Source organism: Mesorhizobium sp. M0077, from assembly GCF_040322955.1.
In the GTDB taxonomy this organism is placed as follows: Bacteria; Pseudomonadota; Alphaproteobacteria; order Rhizobiales; family Rhizobiaceae; genus Mesorhizobium.
The window spans coordinates 419069-434185 of record NZ_JAMYUL010000004.1 but is presented as its reverse complement, the minus strand read 5'-3'; the positions used below and the strand labels follow the sequence as shown (position 1 = coordinate 434185).

At 63.7% G+C, this 15117-nt stretch carries 11 protein-coding genes and 2 pseudogenes; 5 read left to right on the top strand and 8 right to left on the bottom strand.

Translation table 11 applies throughout. The features are described from left to right. The first annotated feature begins 66 nt into the window (after window positions 1-66). The 5 genes from NKJ57_RS11990 (at window position 67) to NKJ57_RS11970 (ending at window position 5089) form a co-directional block, all read left to right on the top strand. Entirely contained in the window at window positions 67-543 is a 477-nt protein-coding gene (locus NKJ57_RS11990; RefSeq protein ID WP_023687576.1) for an RrF2 family transcriptional regulator, read from the top strand. Between the two features lie 16 nt (window positions 544-559). Beyond that, window positions 560-1927, top strand: coding sequence for an FAD/NAD(P)-binding protein (locus NKJ57_RS11985; protein WP_023692935.1), 1368 nt, complete (start codon window positions 560-562; stop codon window positions 1925-1927). A gap of 227 nt (window positions 1928-2154) precedes the next feature. Beyond that, window positions 2155-3588: a pyridoxal-phosphate dependent enzyme gene (locus NKJ57_RS11980; RefSeq protein ID WP_352510730.1), complete on the top strand. Its 1434-nt coding sequence runs from the start codon at window positions 2155-2157 to the stop codon at window positions 3586-3588. Next, complete coding sequence (locus NKJ57_RS11975) at window positions 3585-4766, top strand: trans-sulfuration enzyme family protein (protein ID WP_352510729.1); 1182 nt, start codon at window positions 3585-3587, stop codon at window positions 4764-4766. Before NKJ57_RS11980 ends, NKJ57_RS11975 begins: the two co-directional genes overlap by 4 nt. A gap of 149 nt (window positions 4767-4915) precedes the next feature. After that, entirely contained in the window at window positions 4916-5089 is a 174-nt protein-coding gene (locus tag NKJ57_RS11970) for a hypothetical protein (RefSeq protein WP_352443639.1), read from the top strand. Window positions 5090-5118: 29 nt separating this feature from the next. Here NKJ57_RS11970 and NKJ57_RS11965 read toward each other — a convergent pair whose 3' ends face one another. The 8 genes and pseudogenes from NKJ57_RS11965 to NKJ57_RS11930 all read right to left on the bottom strand — a co-directional run bounded on the left by NKJ57_RS11965 (window position 5119) and on the right by NKJ57_RS11930 (window position 15112). Continuing rightward, window positions 5119-5424 (bottom strand): UBP-type zinc finger domain-containing protein, encoded by a 306-nt coding sequence (locus NKJ57_RS11965; RefSeq protein ID WP_023726734.1) that lies wholly within the window; start codon window positions 5422-5424, stop codon window positions 5119-5121. Further along, window positions 5424-7091, bottom strand: a complete 1668-nt coding sequence (locus NKJ57_RS11960) for an FAD-dependent oxidoreductase (protein ID WP_352510728.1) — start codon at window positions 7089-7091, stop codon at window positions 5424-5426. Before NKJ57_RS11960 ends, NKJ57_RS11965 begins: the two co-directional genes overlap by 1 nt. 234 nt (window positions 7092-7325) lie before the next feature. Beyond that, window positions 7326-10469 (bottom strand): amino acid permease, encoded by a 3144-nt coding sequence (locus NKJ57_RS11955; protein ID WP_352510727.1) that lies wholly within the window; start codon window positions 10467-10469, stop codon window positions 7326-7328. 506 nt (window positions 10470-10975) lie between these two features. Then, window positions 10976-12163, bottom strand: coding sequence for an MFS transporter (locus tag NKJ57_RS11950; RefSeq protein ID WP_502904794.1), 1188 nt, complete (start codon window positions 12161-12163; stop codon window positions 10976-10978). Window positions 12164-12189: 26 nt separating this feature from the next. Further along, window positions 12190-13578, bottom strand: coding sequence for an NAD(P)-binding protein (locus NKJ57_RS11945; RefSeq protein WP_352510725.1), 1389 nt, complete (start codon window positions 13576-13578; stop codon window positions 12190-12192). Between the two features lie 40 nt (window positions 13579-13618). Then, window positions 13619-13939, bottom strand: coding sequence for an ArsR/SmtB family transcription factor (locus NKJ57_RS11940; RefSeq protein WP_352510724.1), 321 nt, complete (start codon window positions 13937-13939; stop codon window positions 13619-13621). A gap of 30 nt (window positions 13940-13969) precedes the next feature. Beyond that, a pseudogene (arsC, locus tag NKJ57_RS11935) lies at window positions 13970-14430 on the bottom strand (arsenate reductase (glutaredoxin)). Further along, a pseudogene (locus NKJ57_RS11930) lies at window positions 14427-15112 on the bottom strand (aquaporin). The pseudogenes arsC and NKJ57_RS11930 overlap by 4 nt, the downstream one beginning before the upstream one ends. Window positions 15113-15117 lie beyond the last annotated feature (5 nt).

The window sequence follows — 15117 nt, the reverse complement described above, 5'->3', positions numbered from 1 at the left end:
GAGGCACGTCAGGCGTTTCGAAACCGATGGTTTTGGGCCATCGCCTGACAGAGAAACATTCGGTCTATGCTCACCAAAAAAGGCAAGTACGGCCTCAAGGCGCTGGTCCATCTGGCGCAACTGCCGGTGGGACAGCTCGCCTTTGTCGGCGACATCGCCAGCGGCAACAACATTCCGAAGAAATTCCTCGACGCCATTCTGGGCGAATTGCGCAATGCCGGTTTCGTCCAGAGCCGCAAGGGCAAGGATGGCGGCTATCGCTTGGCGCGCCCGGCCGACGAGATCAAGGTCGGCCATGTCGTGCGCGTGCTCGACGGACCGCTGGCGCCCATCCCCTGCGCCAGCCGCACCCAGTATCAGCGCTGTGAAGACTGCAATGAGGCGACATGCCAAGTCCGACATCTGATGCTCGAGGTCCGGCAGGCGATCGCCGAGGTGCTCGACCAGCGCACGCTGGCCGAAATGCGCGACATCGTCCTCGACGACCTTCCGGTCGCGAGGGACATCGACGAGCTTGCGCCGGCGCAAAAGGTCCCCGCCTGATCTTGAGCGTGCTCGCATGAGCGTCGCGCGCGCCAATTCGATCATCCCCAGCTCGATCATCATCGTCGGCGGCGGCGCCAGCGGCGTCGTGTTGGCCGCGCATCTGCTGAAGTCGCCCAACCCGGACCTTCGCGTCACGCTGATCGAAAAGCGTCCGCATTTCGGCCAGGGCATCGCCTATTCGACGCTTTTGTCGGCGCACGTGCTGAATGTCAGCGCCGCGGGGATGAGCGCCTATGCCGACGATCCCCTGAATTTCTGGCGCTGGTTGCAGGGGCGCGGCCTGATAAGCCAGGAACAGACGCCGCAGACACCCTTCTATGCGCCGCGCAGCGTCTATGCCCGCTACCTCAAGGAAGTGCTCGACGAGCTCGAAGCGCGCGAAAAGGAAACCGGCCGTCTCAGGCTAATTCGCGAGGAAAGCCTATCGATCTCGCCGACATCGTCCGGTGTCGAAGTGGTGCTGGCCAACGGCACCAGCGTCGTCGCGCATCTGGCGGTGCTTGCCACCGGCCATGACGAGCAGCCCGGCGCCGGCCAGGGCCACGCCATCCGCATGGGCACCGAGGCCGACACCGCGCTCGATCCTGAAGCCCGCGTGCTGGTGCTGGGCACCGGGCTCAGCATGGTCGATGCCTTCCTGTCGCTCGAGCAGCGCGGCCATCGCGGCGAGATCGTCGCCGTATCGCGGCGCGGGCTGCTGCCGTCGCCGCACCGCAAGGGCAACCCGATCAAGCTCGACGTCGCCGACATTCCGCTCGGCACGCAGCTCTCCTATTTCGTCGGCTGGTTCCGCGACCTGATCCGCGAAAACCAGAAGGCCGGCATCGACTGGCGCGACGTCGTCGATGGGCTGCGACCCTTCAATCAGAAGATCTGGCAGAACTGGCCGTCCTCGGCCAAGCGCCGCTTCGTTGAGCACACCAAGGCCTGGTGGGACATCCATCGCCATCGGCTGGCGCCCGAGGTGCATGCCCGCGTCACCGAAGCGGTGCGCACCGGCCGCATCCGCCCGGTCGCCGGCCGTGTCGTCGGCATCGAGGCTGGCGATGGATTCACCGTCGGCATCCAGTCTCGCCACACAAAGGCGCTGGAAACGCTGCAGGTCGCCCGCATCTATGATTGCACCGGCATCGCCCGCGACATCTCGACGACGTCGAACAGCGTCGTGCGCTCGCTGGTCGACCGCGGCCTGGCGCGGCCCGACCCGCTGCGGCTTGGCCTCGATGTAACGGCCAAGTGCGAAATCATCGCCGGCGACGGCACCGCATCGGCCAAGATCCTCGCCGTCGGGCCGCTGACCCGCGGCACCTTCTTCGAGATCGACGCCATCCCCGACATCCGCGTGCAATGCGCTAGGCTGAGCAAGCAGCTGCTAGGGTAAAGCTGTTGACGTCGGCGGGATAGCACGCCCCTCAGAGGGGGGTGGGAAGGATCGCTACGGAGGGTGTTGGGCTTGAGTCCAAAGCCGGCCTAAAACTGGAATTCCATTCCCCCTCTCGCCGGTTGATTGGCACGATCTACCTTCTTTCCGACTGCAAACGGCCGGAAAAGAAGCTACGCTGCCGCTCTGCCCCCGAGGCGGTCGCTTGTTCAAGGGAGCACATCGATATGAGCGAGCACGGAAAAGCTGCGCCAGGCAGTTCGGACGGCGCGTTATCCCGCCTGCGTCCGCCCTACGCCTCGGTGCTCGACCTCATCGGCCAGACGCCGGTGGTCGAACTGACCAAATTCGACACCGGCAAGTGCCGGCTGTTCATCAAGCTCGAAAGCCAGAATCCAGGCGGCTCGATCAAGGACCGCATTGCGCTGTCTATGATTTCCGCGGCCGAGAAGGAAGGCAAGCTGAAGCGCGGCGGCACCATCGTCGAGGCGACCGCCGGGAATACCGGCCTCGGCCTCGCCCAGGTCGGCATCCCCAAGGGCTACCGCATCATCCTCGTCGTGCCCGACAAGATGTCGCGCGAAAAGATCCAGCATCTGCGCGCGCTCGGCGCCGAAGTGCGCATGACGCGCTCCGATGTCGGCAAGGGCCATCCCGAATATTACCAGGACATGGCCGAGAAGATCGCATCGGAAACGCCCGGCGCCTTCTACGCCAACCAGTTCGCCAACCCGGCCAACCCCGAGGCGCATGAGACCACCACCGGACCGGAAATCCTTGCCCAGCTCGATGGCGACCTCGACGCCGTGGTCGTCGGCGTCGGCTCCGGCGGTACGCTGACCGGGCTTGGCCGCTACTTCGCCAGAACATCGCCGAAGACCGAAATGGTGCTGGCCGATCCCGTCGGATCGGTGCTGGCGCCGCTGATCAAGACCGGCAAGATGGAAGAGGCCGGCAGCTGGACCGTCGAAGGCATCGGCGAGGATTTTGTGCCGCCCAATGCCGATCTGTCGCTGGTCAGGAAAGCCTATTCCATCCCAGACAAGCAGAGCATGCTGGCCGTGCGGGACCTGCTTTCGAAGGAAGGCATTCTCGCCGGCTCGTCTTCCGGCACGCTGCTGTCGGCCGCGCTTCGCTATTGCCGCGAGCAGACGACAGCAAAACGCGTCGTCACCTTCGTTTGCGACAGCGGCAACAAATATCTGTCCAAGGTGTTCGACGATTTCTGGCTGGCCGAGCAGGGGCTGGCCGAACAGGAACAGCATGGCGATCTGCGCGACCTCGTCATGCGCTCGCACCGCACCGGCGACACCGTTTATGTCGGCCCCGACGAAAGCCTGCTCAACGCCTATGGCCGCATGCGCCGCTCCGATGTCTCGCAGCTGCCGGTGCTGGACAATGGCAAGCTGGTCGGCATTATCGATGAGGGCGACATCTTGGCCAAGGTCGACGGCCCCTATGACGGCCGCTGGGACCGCTTCAACGCCCCGGTGCGCACCGCCATGACCTCCAATCTGCACACGCTGCAGGCCAATCAGACGCTGGATGCGCTGCTGCCGGTGTTCGACCGCAACGAGGTCGCCATCATCTTCGATGGCGACGAGTTCGTCGGCCTGATAACCCGTATCGACCTGATCAACCATTTGAGGCGCGCACGATGACTGCTGAAACATCCCCATCGGGCAAGAACCGCCTGGCTTTTTCCACGCGCACCATCCATGGCGGCCAGAGCCATGACCCGCTGACCGGCGCGGTGATGGTGCCGATCTACGCGACCTCGACCTATGGCCAGCAGTCGCCCGGCGTGCACAAGGGGTTTGAGTACGCCCGCAGCCAGAACCCGACCCGCTTCGCCTTCGAGCGCGCGGTGGCCGATCTCGAAAGCGGCTCGGCCGCTTTTGCATTCGCGTCCGGCCTGGCGGCGATCTCGACCGTGCTCGAGCTGCTCGACAGCGGCGCCCATATCGTTGCAACCGACGACATCTATGGCGGCTCGTTCCGGCTGATGGAGCGGGTGCGCAAGCGCTCGGCCAATCTGCAGGTGAGTTTTGTGGACTTCACTGATCTGGCGGCGGTGGAAGCAGCGATCCGTCCGGAGACAAAACTGCTCTGGGTTGAAACCCCGACCAATCCGCTCCTGCGCATCGTCGACCTCGAAGGCGTTGCGGCACTCGCCAGGCGCAAGGGCGTATTGACGGTCGCCGACAACACGTTCTGCAGCCCCTACATCCAGCGGCCGCTGGAACTCGGCATCGACATCGTCGTGCATTCGACGACGAAATATCTCAACGGCCATTCCGACATGGTCGGCGGCGTCGCCATCGTCGGCGACAACAAGGACCTCGCCGCCCAGCTGAAATTCCTGCAGAACGCCATCGGCGCCATCTCCGGTCCCTTCGACAGTTTTCTCGCGCTGCGCGGCATCAAGACACTGGCGCTCAGGATGGAGCGGCATTCCACGAACGGCCTGAAGATTGCGCAGTGGCTGGAGGCGCGAAAATATGTGCGCCGCGTCGTCTATCCCGGCCTGGCCAGCCATCCGCAGCACGCCATCGCCGTCCAACAGATGCATGCCTTCGGCGGCATGATCTCGGTCGACCTCGACCGCGACCTCGCCGGCACCAAACGCTTCCTCGAACGGACGCAATTGTTCACGCTGGCTGAAAGCCTCGGCGGCGTCGAAAGCCTGATCGAACACCCGGCGCTGATGACGCACGGCTCGATCCCGGCGGAAAAGCGCGCGGAAATCGGCATTTCGGATTCGCTGGTGCGGTTGTCGGCGGGGATAGAGGATGGCGATGATCTGATCGCCGACCTGGACCAGGCGCTGCGGGGGTAGGCGTACCAGATGCGTACCGATGACAATGAGGGGCGGCGCTGACCGTCAAGATTAAATCCCAATCCGCCGCGCGTTAACACATTCAGCAGCCTTTGCTTAACCCTTCGCCGCTATGTCCCGCTTGGGGTGGCATGGCGAGAGTGAGTGTGATGGACAACAGCCCGGAAAAGCGCAGCGAATGGCGAGCCATCTTTTATGTGCAGGCCCGCGTGGCCATCCTGTTCGTCCCGGTCGTCGCCAGTCTTCTGATCATTGCCGCACTTGCCGGCAACGACCACAATCCCAATGCCATAGACCGCACGGTTACTGGCTCGGTGAAATAGGCGCAGCGGTCGGCCGACAGTCGGCCGCCTCAGAAAAACTTCGGGATCGGCCCGTTCTGCGGCGTCACGTCGCCCTCGAGGTCGATGAACGCCTCGTCGACAAAGCACCAGGCCCAGCCTTCCGGCGGGTCGTAGCCTTCGATGATCGGATGCTTGGTGGAGTGGAAATGCTTGGTGGCGTGGCGGTTGGGCGAGTCGTCGCAGCAGCCGACATGGCCGCAGGTGCGGCAGAGCCTGAGATGCACCCACATCGAGCCGCTCTTCAGGCATTCCTCGCAGCCGAGCGCGCTCGGCGTCACCGTCTTGATGTCGCGCGTGTGTTTGCATTCATCCATTATGCTCTCCTGGCCAGTTCGGGCGCTGCTGCGTCGGGTCGCGCGAGATAGGCGTGCAAGGCAGCCACCACCTGGGCGCCTTCGCCGACGGCGGCGGCGACCCGCTTGACCGAGCCTGCGCGCACGTCGCCGATGGCGAACACGCCGCTGCGGCTGGTCTCCATCTGGCCCGCCCCTATGTCGGCGCCGGTGCGCACGAAACCCCTGGCGTCGAGCGCGATATCGCACCCAGCCAGCCAATCGGTGTTGGGGTCGGCGCCGATGAACAGGAAGAGATGCTGGATCGGCCGCGTCTCGACGCCGCCGGGGTTGCGCCAACGCAACTGGGTGAGATTGCCGCCTTCGCCTTCCAGCGCCTCGATCTCGGTCTCGCCAAGCACCTCGATGTTCGGTTGCGCCTCGATACGCTCGACCAGATAGCGCGACATGGTTTCCCTGAGGCCGCCGCGGCGCGCCAGCATCGTCACCTTGCGGACCTGGCTGGCGAGATAGACCGCCGCCTGCCCCGCCGAATTGCCGGCGCCGACCAGCGCCACTTCTTGCCCTGTGCATAGCCGCGCCTCGATCGGCGAGGCCCAGTAATGCACCGACGTGCCCTCGAACTCGGCCAGCTTGGCGATGTCGAGGCGGCGGTAGCGGGCGCCGCTGGCGATCACCACCGTGCGCGCGCGCAGGCTTTCACCGTCGCCGACGGCGAGCGTGTAGCCCTCGCCTGCTGCACCGAGCAGCTTGGCCTCGTCGGGGATGACTATTTCGACGCCGAATTTCTGCGCCTGGTTATAGGCGCGCGCCATCAGCGCCATGCCGGAAATGCCGGTGGGGAAACCCAGATAGTTCTCGATGCGCGCGGAGGCGCCGGCCTGGCCGCCGAAGGCGCGGCAATCGAGCACGATGGTCGACAGCCCTTCGGATGCCGCATAGACCGCGGCCGCCAGCCCCGCCGGCCCGGCGCCGACAATGGCGACGTCATAGACCATGTCGGGATCGATCGGCCGCAGCAGGCCGATGCAGCGGGCAAGTTCGGTTTCGCCGGGATTGTGCATCAGCTTGCCGTTGGGGCAGAGCACGATCGGCAGATGGTGCGGGTCAACATGAAAATGCTCAATCAGCGTCTTGGCGCACGGGTCGCTGTCGGAATCGAGCGCGCGGTGCGGCTGGCCGCTGCGGCGCAGAAACCCCTGCAGCCGCAGCGTGTCGCCATTGCCGGCCGGGCCTACGACGATCGGTCCGCTGCTGCCGCTTTCCAGGAGCCCGACGCGGCGCAGGATCAGCGCCCGCATGATCCGCTCGCCAAGGCTTGCCTCCTGCACCATCAGGTCGCGCAGCCGCTGCGAGGGGATGACGAAGGCCTCGACCGGCTCGGCCGCCTCCGCATTGACCAGCGACGGCCGGCTGGAAAGCTGCGCCAGCTCGCCGATGAAATTGCCGGGACCATGAGTGACGATGGTCTCGCGCCGGCCGGGCCTGACATCCTGGGTGATATCGACCGTGCCCGACAGGATGACGATCAGCCCCGGCGCCACGGTGCCGGCGGTGACGATGTGCTCGCCGGCGGCATAGGAACTCGCCTCGCCGAACCGGCGCATGCGCTCGATATCGGCGTCGCCCAGGATGGGAAACATCTGGTCGCGGCGGGTGACGGTGATCGGCTGGGTGGGTGGGGCCATAGGTGCGAGCGTAGCGCCACGGCCGCCGGGTTTGAAGTGGTTTGTTGGGGGATTGGCCGGAAGGGGAGGTGGCTCCCGCGCCAGCTGGTTCGGATGCTTCGCATGGCCCCGCGCTGCAAGGCAAACAGCGCGCCGACCAGTGCGACCTTTATAAGGGCGAGCCCGAGCAGTACCGCCAGCAGTCCTCGCTCACCAGTATGCTGCAAGAGCAGCGCGCCGACCGTCGGCGCCGGGCTATCGCGTTACGCCAAGCGCCTGGGGTGCGGTGGTATCCTTGGGCTCCGCGAAGGCAGATACTGGCGAAATCCCATTCGTCACATTTTTGTAGAGCGCTATCGGATGCGGGCGCCCCACCAGATATCCTTGGATTTCGGGACATCCTTCCCTCATCAGGAAGGCACGCTCGTCCTCTGTTTCGACACCCTCCGCGATGACAGGCAAGGCCAGCGCATTCCCCAGGCTGAGTATCGTGCGCACGATGGCGGCCGATTGGACATTCGAACCGACACCCGAAACAAAACTGCGATCGATCTTGATCTTGTCGAATGGAAACGCCTGCAGCGAGGACAGCGAGGCATACCCGGTGCCAAAATCATCCATCGAGACCCTGACGCCCAACGCCTTCAACCTCCGCAAAACCGACAAGGCAGTTGCCCGGTCGCGGATGAGAACCCCTTCCGTGATTTCCAGTTCCAGCCGCCCCGGAGCAAGGCCGGTCTCGTAGAGGATAGAATGAACGAGGCCTACCAGGTCCCCGAAACGGAATTGCACGGGAGAGAGGTTGACGGCGATCTGCAGCGGTGAGGGCCAGGAGGCCGCGTCTCTGCACGCTTGCCTGAGCGTCCATTCACCTATCTCAACGATCGTGCCATCCTGTTCGGCAAGCGAGACAAACGCGTTTGGGGAGATGAGCCCATGCTTTGGATGGTGCCATCGGGCGAGTGCCTCGAAACCGAAGATTTCGCCGTCCATCCTGGCTTGCGGCTGATAATGAAGCACAAGTTCGCCATGGGCGACCGCAGAGCGCAAATCTCGCTGCAAGGCGTAGCGCTCTCTTAGCCGCTTATCCATCTCAGGATCGAAGAATTGCACCATTCGACGACCGTCCGCCTTGGCCCGGTAGAGCGCTGCGTCGGCATTTGCCATCAGCGCCGCTGCATTCTCTCCGTCTTTCGGATAGATCGCCGCCCCGATGCTCACCCCGATCGAAATGTGCTGGCCCCGGATTTCGAATTTGCCTGCCGCCGATTCGAACAGACGGTCCGCAACGTCCTTGGCACTCGCGGACCGGTCATCCATGGCCAGGACAACCGTGAATTCGTCGCCGCCCATGCGCGCGATAAAGGCCTCAGGCGCCGCGGTTTGGAGACGCCGGGAAATGGTGCAAAGCAGATCGTCGCCGGCGGCGTGCCCGAAAACGTCGTTCGCCTCTTTAAAATGGTCAAGGTCGATGCTGAAGACGGCAAAGCTGGCGTGCGTTGCTTTTGCGCGCTCGAGTGTCGTGGCCAGGTGTGCTGCAAGCGCGGCTCGGTTCGCTAGGCCGGTAAGCGGATCGTGGTGCGCGAGATGCGCGATTTCCTCATGCCGTGCCATCAGTTCGGTGCGCGCTACGTTCATGTTCTCGCGCGCGTCGTCCAGGCCGTGGGCGGCTTCCCTCACCTTGTCCTGGAGCAGGTTGAAGCTTTCGGCCATCTCTCCAAGTTCGTCACGAGAGTTTACCGTAACCGGCATGATATTCACGGAGGCATGCGCCGCCGCGAGGTCTCCCCGCCCCAGGGCGACCATGGCGAGAGAGAAGTCCTTCAGCGTTCCGGATGTCAGACGCTTTGCCGCGTTGCTCACCTCTGTCGCCGAATGGGTGATCATTCCCGGCAAGATCAGGCCAACGCTGATGGTCAGCAGCGCGACAACGACAAAAATGTCCTCCAGCGCGGCGACCAATGAAGTGTCGCCTTGGGGAACGCTGCCGATCGCCAGGAAATAGCCGGCACCGTCAAGCACGAGCACAAAAAGCATGGCTCCGGTCAGCTTCAGGTGAAGCGTATGTGGCAGCAAGGGTAGACCGAGTGCGTATCGATCCTCCATCGTGCGCCAGGCGTAGAGCGCAGCACCCGAATATGCCAAAGCCAGACCGAACAGGACGGTAGGAAGGCCAAATTGCTGAAATCCCAGTATGGCGGTCAACAGCCATATTGCAGCCGCGCCTACGCCAAGGATGATCGTTCCCCTGGGAGCCCGGAAGGGTCGCTCGGCTTCGGGACTGTCACGGCGCAAGAGCCAGACTGCGATGTTTGGCATGCAGATGCTGATCAGGTACGTAAAATTGGCCGCGGCGATCATCCAGAGCGGATACCCGCACAGCATGAAGCCGATTGCCGCAGCAGCTGTGAGCAGCGTTGCCGCCCAGGGACAATCTGTTGAGGTGCGCCTGGCCAGGAAGCTCGGCAGCAGGCCGTCTTCGCTCAGCTGCGCAAGGGTCCGCGCGGCGCCTGCCAATGGCTGCAACGTTCCATGGAACATGTTCAGCATGATGAGCCAGATGGCGGCCGCCTTGCCGAAACTCCCCAACAAGGGCGCAAAGGTGGGCCCGAGAGCTATGGCGAGGTCGGTGCCTAGCGGCTCCGGCCCGAGCACACCCAGCCAGACAACCGGCAGGACCAGGAAATAGACGCCGGCCATTGCGGCGCTGGCCCACATCGCCAGAGGAATGTTGCGGTTGGGATCGATGGTTTCGCCAACATGGCAGGCTGCAGCCTCAAATGCCGGTGCGGCAAACCCGATCAGGTACAGTCCCGCCATCACCGACGTGATATCGCCGAACAGGCCGGTAAACGGGCTGGTCAGGGCAAAATCCGTCGCCTGCCGCCAGTCGACCGAGCCACTGATGACCGGGACGAGGGATGAGAGAAACGCAAGCGTCGCGGAGGCAGTGGCGATCGGGATCGCCAGTTGGACCACCCACTTGATTCCACACAGGTTGACCGCCGTAAAGAATGCGATGAGCCCGCAGGCGACCGCCTCCACGGGGAGGCCCGGCAGGTACCATTGCTGTATTGCAGACGCTGAAAGAACCGCTGTCAGTCCGCAGGTCGGCACCCAACCCCACCAATAGCAGGTGCCCGTCAGAGCCGAGAGAACGGGACTGTAAGGTCGGAAGGCTTCGGCGCACGCTGCAGAGATACCGCCGACGCGGTTTGGCCACATGAGAACCAATTCGGTCCACGCAGGCGCGGCGGCCCAGCTTAGAAGCAGACCAACAACGAGCAAAGGAACCGCAGCGCTTCCTTGACCGGGAATATTCCCCTGGCCGACAAAAAGGGCGGCAATCAGAAACAGACTTTGATTGCTGCCACCCATGGCGAGCGCTGTCGTGCCCATCCATCCCAAGGTTCTCGGGTGCGGTCGTGAAGGCGTGAGGCCCGGCATTCAGAGACATCCATTCGAGTGCGGAGCGCTGTCTGACTGGCGAATGTAACCTGCGGAGATATGTCTGTCGAACGTCGCGCTCCCGAAGTCAAAGTTGGACCTTAGGTGAGACGTATTAAGACTTCGTACCAAACCAGATCCGCCCGATGATCGCTGTCAACTTGCGGTAGCTGCGGTTCAATCATGCTGATGCCGGCCCCAAGGCCTTGATCTCCTCAGACATGGGATGTCATTTCCAATTTTATCTAATCGCCCACTATGGAAGAGCGATCGAATAGTCGCGAATACAGCCTTATATCGATTATTATCGACAAATCTCGTGATCGCGGGGCGCCATCATTCGAAACGGCGGCTGAAGTCGACTCTAGATCGCTAAGCACATTGACCGCTTTTTGACTTCGTACCTCGCGATCGTGGGGGGCAAGCACCGAGACTTCACGCCGTGCCTCAAGCTGGAGCTAACTTGTGCGAGCACGCCGCATAGCCCCGCGTTGCAGGGCAAACAGCGCGCCGACCAGTGCGATGTTTATCAGGGCGAGCCCGAGCAGTGCCGTCAGCAGTCCGCGTTCACCGGTATGCTGCAAGAGCAGCGCGCCTACGGACGGCGCCGCAGCTTGGGCGATCAAGCTCGGCATGGCGAGCGTGCCCATCAGCTTCGCATAGCCGGTGGCGCCAAACAGGGCGAGCGGCAGCGTGCCGCGCGCGATTGATTCCAGGCCGATGCCGGCGCCGTAGAAAATCAGAGCGACCGGCAGGACAGGCAGGTCGATCCAGAGCGTCGCCACGCCTATGACCACAAAAGTCACCGACGCCAGCTTGGTCCAGATCGGATGGTGATAGCGGGCGATCGCCATCTCGACCGCGCGGGCGCCGACCTGGGACGGGCCGACCAGCGCGCCGAGGCCGACCGCCGCGCCCAGCGCCAGGCCGGCCGATTGCAGGATAGTCAGCAGATGAACCGATAGGGTGGAGGAAATGACGGCGGACAGGGTGATACTTGCTGCAAGCGTGGCCATAAGCGGCAGGGTTCGCGGCGCTAGACCCGTTTCGGGCTCAATGGCGGCTGCGGGCGTCGTTTCGGCGGGAACGCCGCGTGGCAAGATGAGCAGATAGACCGGCAGCGCCATACAAAGCTGGATCGCAGCATAGACCAGGCACACGCCGCGCCAGCCAAACGTGTCGAGCAGAAAGGCCGAAATCGGCCAGCACATGGTGCTGGCGAAGCCGCCAAACAGGGTGAGGCTGGTAATGGTCGAGCGAGCGTTGCGGCCATAGAGACGGCCAAGCGTGCCGAAGGCCGCGTCGTACAGGCCGGCCCCCATGCCAAAACCCATGATCAGCCAGCCGATGACAAAAACAGCCAGACTAGCAGACACGGAGAGGACGAGTTGGCCGAAGCCGAGGCAGAGGGCGCTGAAGGCCAGCGTCACGCGCCCTCCATGGCGTTCGATCGCGGCGCCGACATGCGGCGAGATCAGGCCCGCGACGAGCAGGCCGAGCGACAGGCTGCCGATCACCCAAGGAAACGACCAGCCGGTCTCAGCCGACACTGCCGGCGCAATGACGGCCGGCAGGTAGTAGGAGGAGCCCCACGCCATGATCTGTGTAAGGCCAAGCGCCGTGACGATCGTGCCGCGGCTGCGCACGCCGGCGGTCGATGATGGCAGCAAGCTCACGCGGCAACGCCGCAACCGCACCCACCCTTGCCGACAGCTTTTGCGGCGGCATCGGCGACGCAGCACGCATCCGCCTCCTCTGCTACCGGGCCGCCGCAACAGCCTTTGGAGGCAGCGCCAAGTGCAGAAGACGGCACCGTACAGACCCCGGTTTCCGGCAACACCAGTTGCACTACGTCGGCGGAAGCCATATCGCCGGCAAGCGCGGCGGCGACGGAGCGGACCTGTTCATAACCCGTCAGCAGCAGGAAGGTCGGCGCCCTGCCGTAGCTCTTGATTCCGACCGTATAGAAATCGGGCTCGGGATGGCTGAGCTGGCGATGGCCATGCGGCGGCACATCGCCGCAGGAATGCTCGTTGGGATCGATGAGCGGCCCCAGTGCCTTGACGCTTTCAAGCCACGGATCGAGGTCGAGGCGGAGCTCCCTGGTCAGCGAGAGGTCGGGGCGCTGCCCGGTTGCGGCGATGATGCGGTCGATAGGGCCTACCTGGCGCAAACCGCCTGCCGTCTCGCCTTCGACGATCAAGCGATCTTCCTGGGCACGGATGGCGACGGTTGAAAATCCTGTCACAAGCGAGACGCGGCCGCTTTCCGCCAGGTCGCGAACATCGGCGCCAAGCTCGCCGCGCGCCGGCAAGGCATCGGCGTCGCCGCCGCCATAGATGCGCACGAGGTCGGTGCCGCGCGTTACCCAGATGAACGCCGTGCCGGGCTCGGCATCGGCCAGTGTGGCGAGGTCGAGCAAGGCATTAGCGGCCGAGTGCCCCGAGCCGGCAACCAGCGTCGTGCGGCCGGCATAAAGAGCGCGGTCACGGCCGAGAATATCAGGAACTCCATAGGCGATACGGCCGGCATTCTCGGCCTCGCCCTCGGCCGCGATTCCGCCCGCACCGAGCGGATTTGGCGTCTGCCAGGTGCCGGATGCATCGATCACGGCGTAGGCGCGATCGCGCCTTGTGCCATTGGCCGTTTCGACCACCAGCATGAAGGGCCGCGTCCCGCGTGCCTTGCTCAACACCTTGTCGGCGCCCCAACGCGAGATGCCAACGACGCGGGCGCCGGTTTCGATCACCGGCGTCAGTTCCGGCAGCTTGGCAAGCGGCTCCAGGTAATGCTCGACAAGCTCGGTGGCGGTGGGGAATGCCTCTGGCTCCGGCATGCGCCAGCCATGGACCTCGAGCAATTTTCGGGCCGCCTGGTCGACGCAGTAGCGCCAGGGCGTGAACACTTTGACATGACCCCAATCCCGCAGGGCGGACGCAACTTCGCTACCCGATTCATAGAGCTTTACTGGCAGGCCCTGCTTCAGCAGATGGACGGCTGCCGCCAGGCCAACAGGACCGGCGCCGATGATGGCAACGGGGAGATCGCTTCGAGAAACCATAGTTTCCATCCTTCCGGGATTATCGAAATAGAACCAAAAATTATGCCGCGGCCTCGCCTTCGGTAGGATTGCAGGCGACGTCGGCGCAGCATTCGTCGGCGAGGAAGCCGATGAGGTCGTTCATGATGGGATAGTTAGCGCGACAGATCAGCGTCGTTGCCTGCCGCTCCTGAGTCACGAGGCCGGTCAGGATCAGCCGGTGCAGATGGTGCGACAGCGTCGATGCGGCGATGCCGAGACTTTCCTGCAGGTAGCCGACCGGCCTGCCGGCTGCACCGGCCCTGACCAGTGTGCGATAGAGGTTCAGCCGCGTCGGATTGCCGAGCGCCTCGAGCTGTTTTGCTGCTTGTTCGAGTCTCATCGAAATACAATACGCCAGTGACCGACGCAATCAAGCGTTGTTTCGATTGCCGTCGAAATAACGCGTTGCTCGGACGACGCGTTTGCCCTCGGCATTCATGACGACCTCACCGTCCTCCTTTGTGAAGGCGCCGATCTGCGGATTTGGAAGGATGCCGAGGACGGCTTCCGACGGCCGGGCGAGCATGGCGCCGAGCGGCGTCACCACGATCGGCCGGTTGATCAGGATCGGATGCGCCAGCATGAAATCGAGGATCTCGTCGTCGCTCCACTTGGGATCGCCGAGGTTGAGTTCGGCAAAGGGGGTACCCTTCTCGCGCAGCAAATCGCGCGGTGTCATCCCCATCGCCGCAATCAGCTCGATCAGCTTTTCGAGCGAAGGAGGCGTCTTGAGGTACTCGATCACCTCCGGCTCCTCGCCGGACTGGCGAATGATCGCCAGGGTGTTGCGCGAGGTGCCGCAAACGGATTGTGATAGATGGTGATGGTCATTGGGCAGCTTTCATCTGTGACTCGGGTTTGGGTTCTGAAAGCAGCCAGCCGGCCAGAGCCACGGCGAGCAGCGCGCCCAGTAGTTCGGCGACGATGAAGGCCGGGACATCGAGCGGCCGGACCCCGGCGAACGTGTTGGAAAACGCGCGCGCAATGGCGACCGCCGGACGAACGAGGTCGATGCCGTGAACCAATACGCGGCGGTGATGTAGAGCCCGACCAGCCAGGGAATGGCATCACTGCGAAAGCGCAAGCCGGCAAGGATGGTGAACACCAAGCCGAAGGCGGCCACCAACTCTGCGATCCATTGGCCGCTTCCGGTTCGCACGGTTTCGGACACCTGCAGGATCGGCAGTTCGAACATCGCGTGCGCTAGGAACGTTCCGGCAATGCCACCCAGAATTTGGGCGACAGCGTAAGCCAACCCTGTTCTGGCTTCAATCTCACGTCGAAGCGCGAACACCAGCGTGACGGCCGGATTGAAATGCGCACCGGAGATCGGCCCAAGAATGGTGATCAGCACCACCAGAATAGCGCCGGTCGGGATCGTGTTGCCGAGGAGCGAAAGCGCCACGTCGTCGGTCAAGCGATCGGCCATGATGCCCGAACCGACAACGGCGGCAACCAGCATGGTGGTGCCGAGCGCTTCGGCGGCGAGGCGTCGGGACGAATCAGTGGCCATGCTGC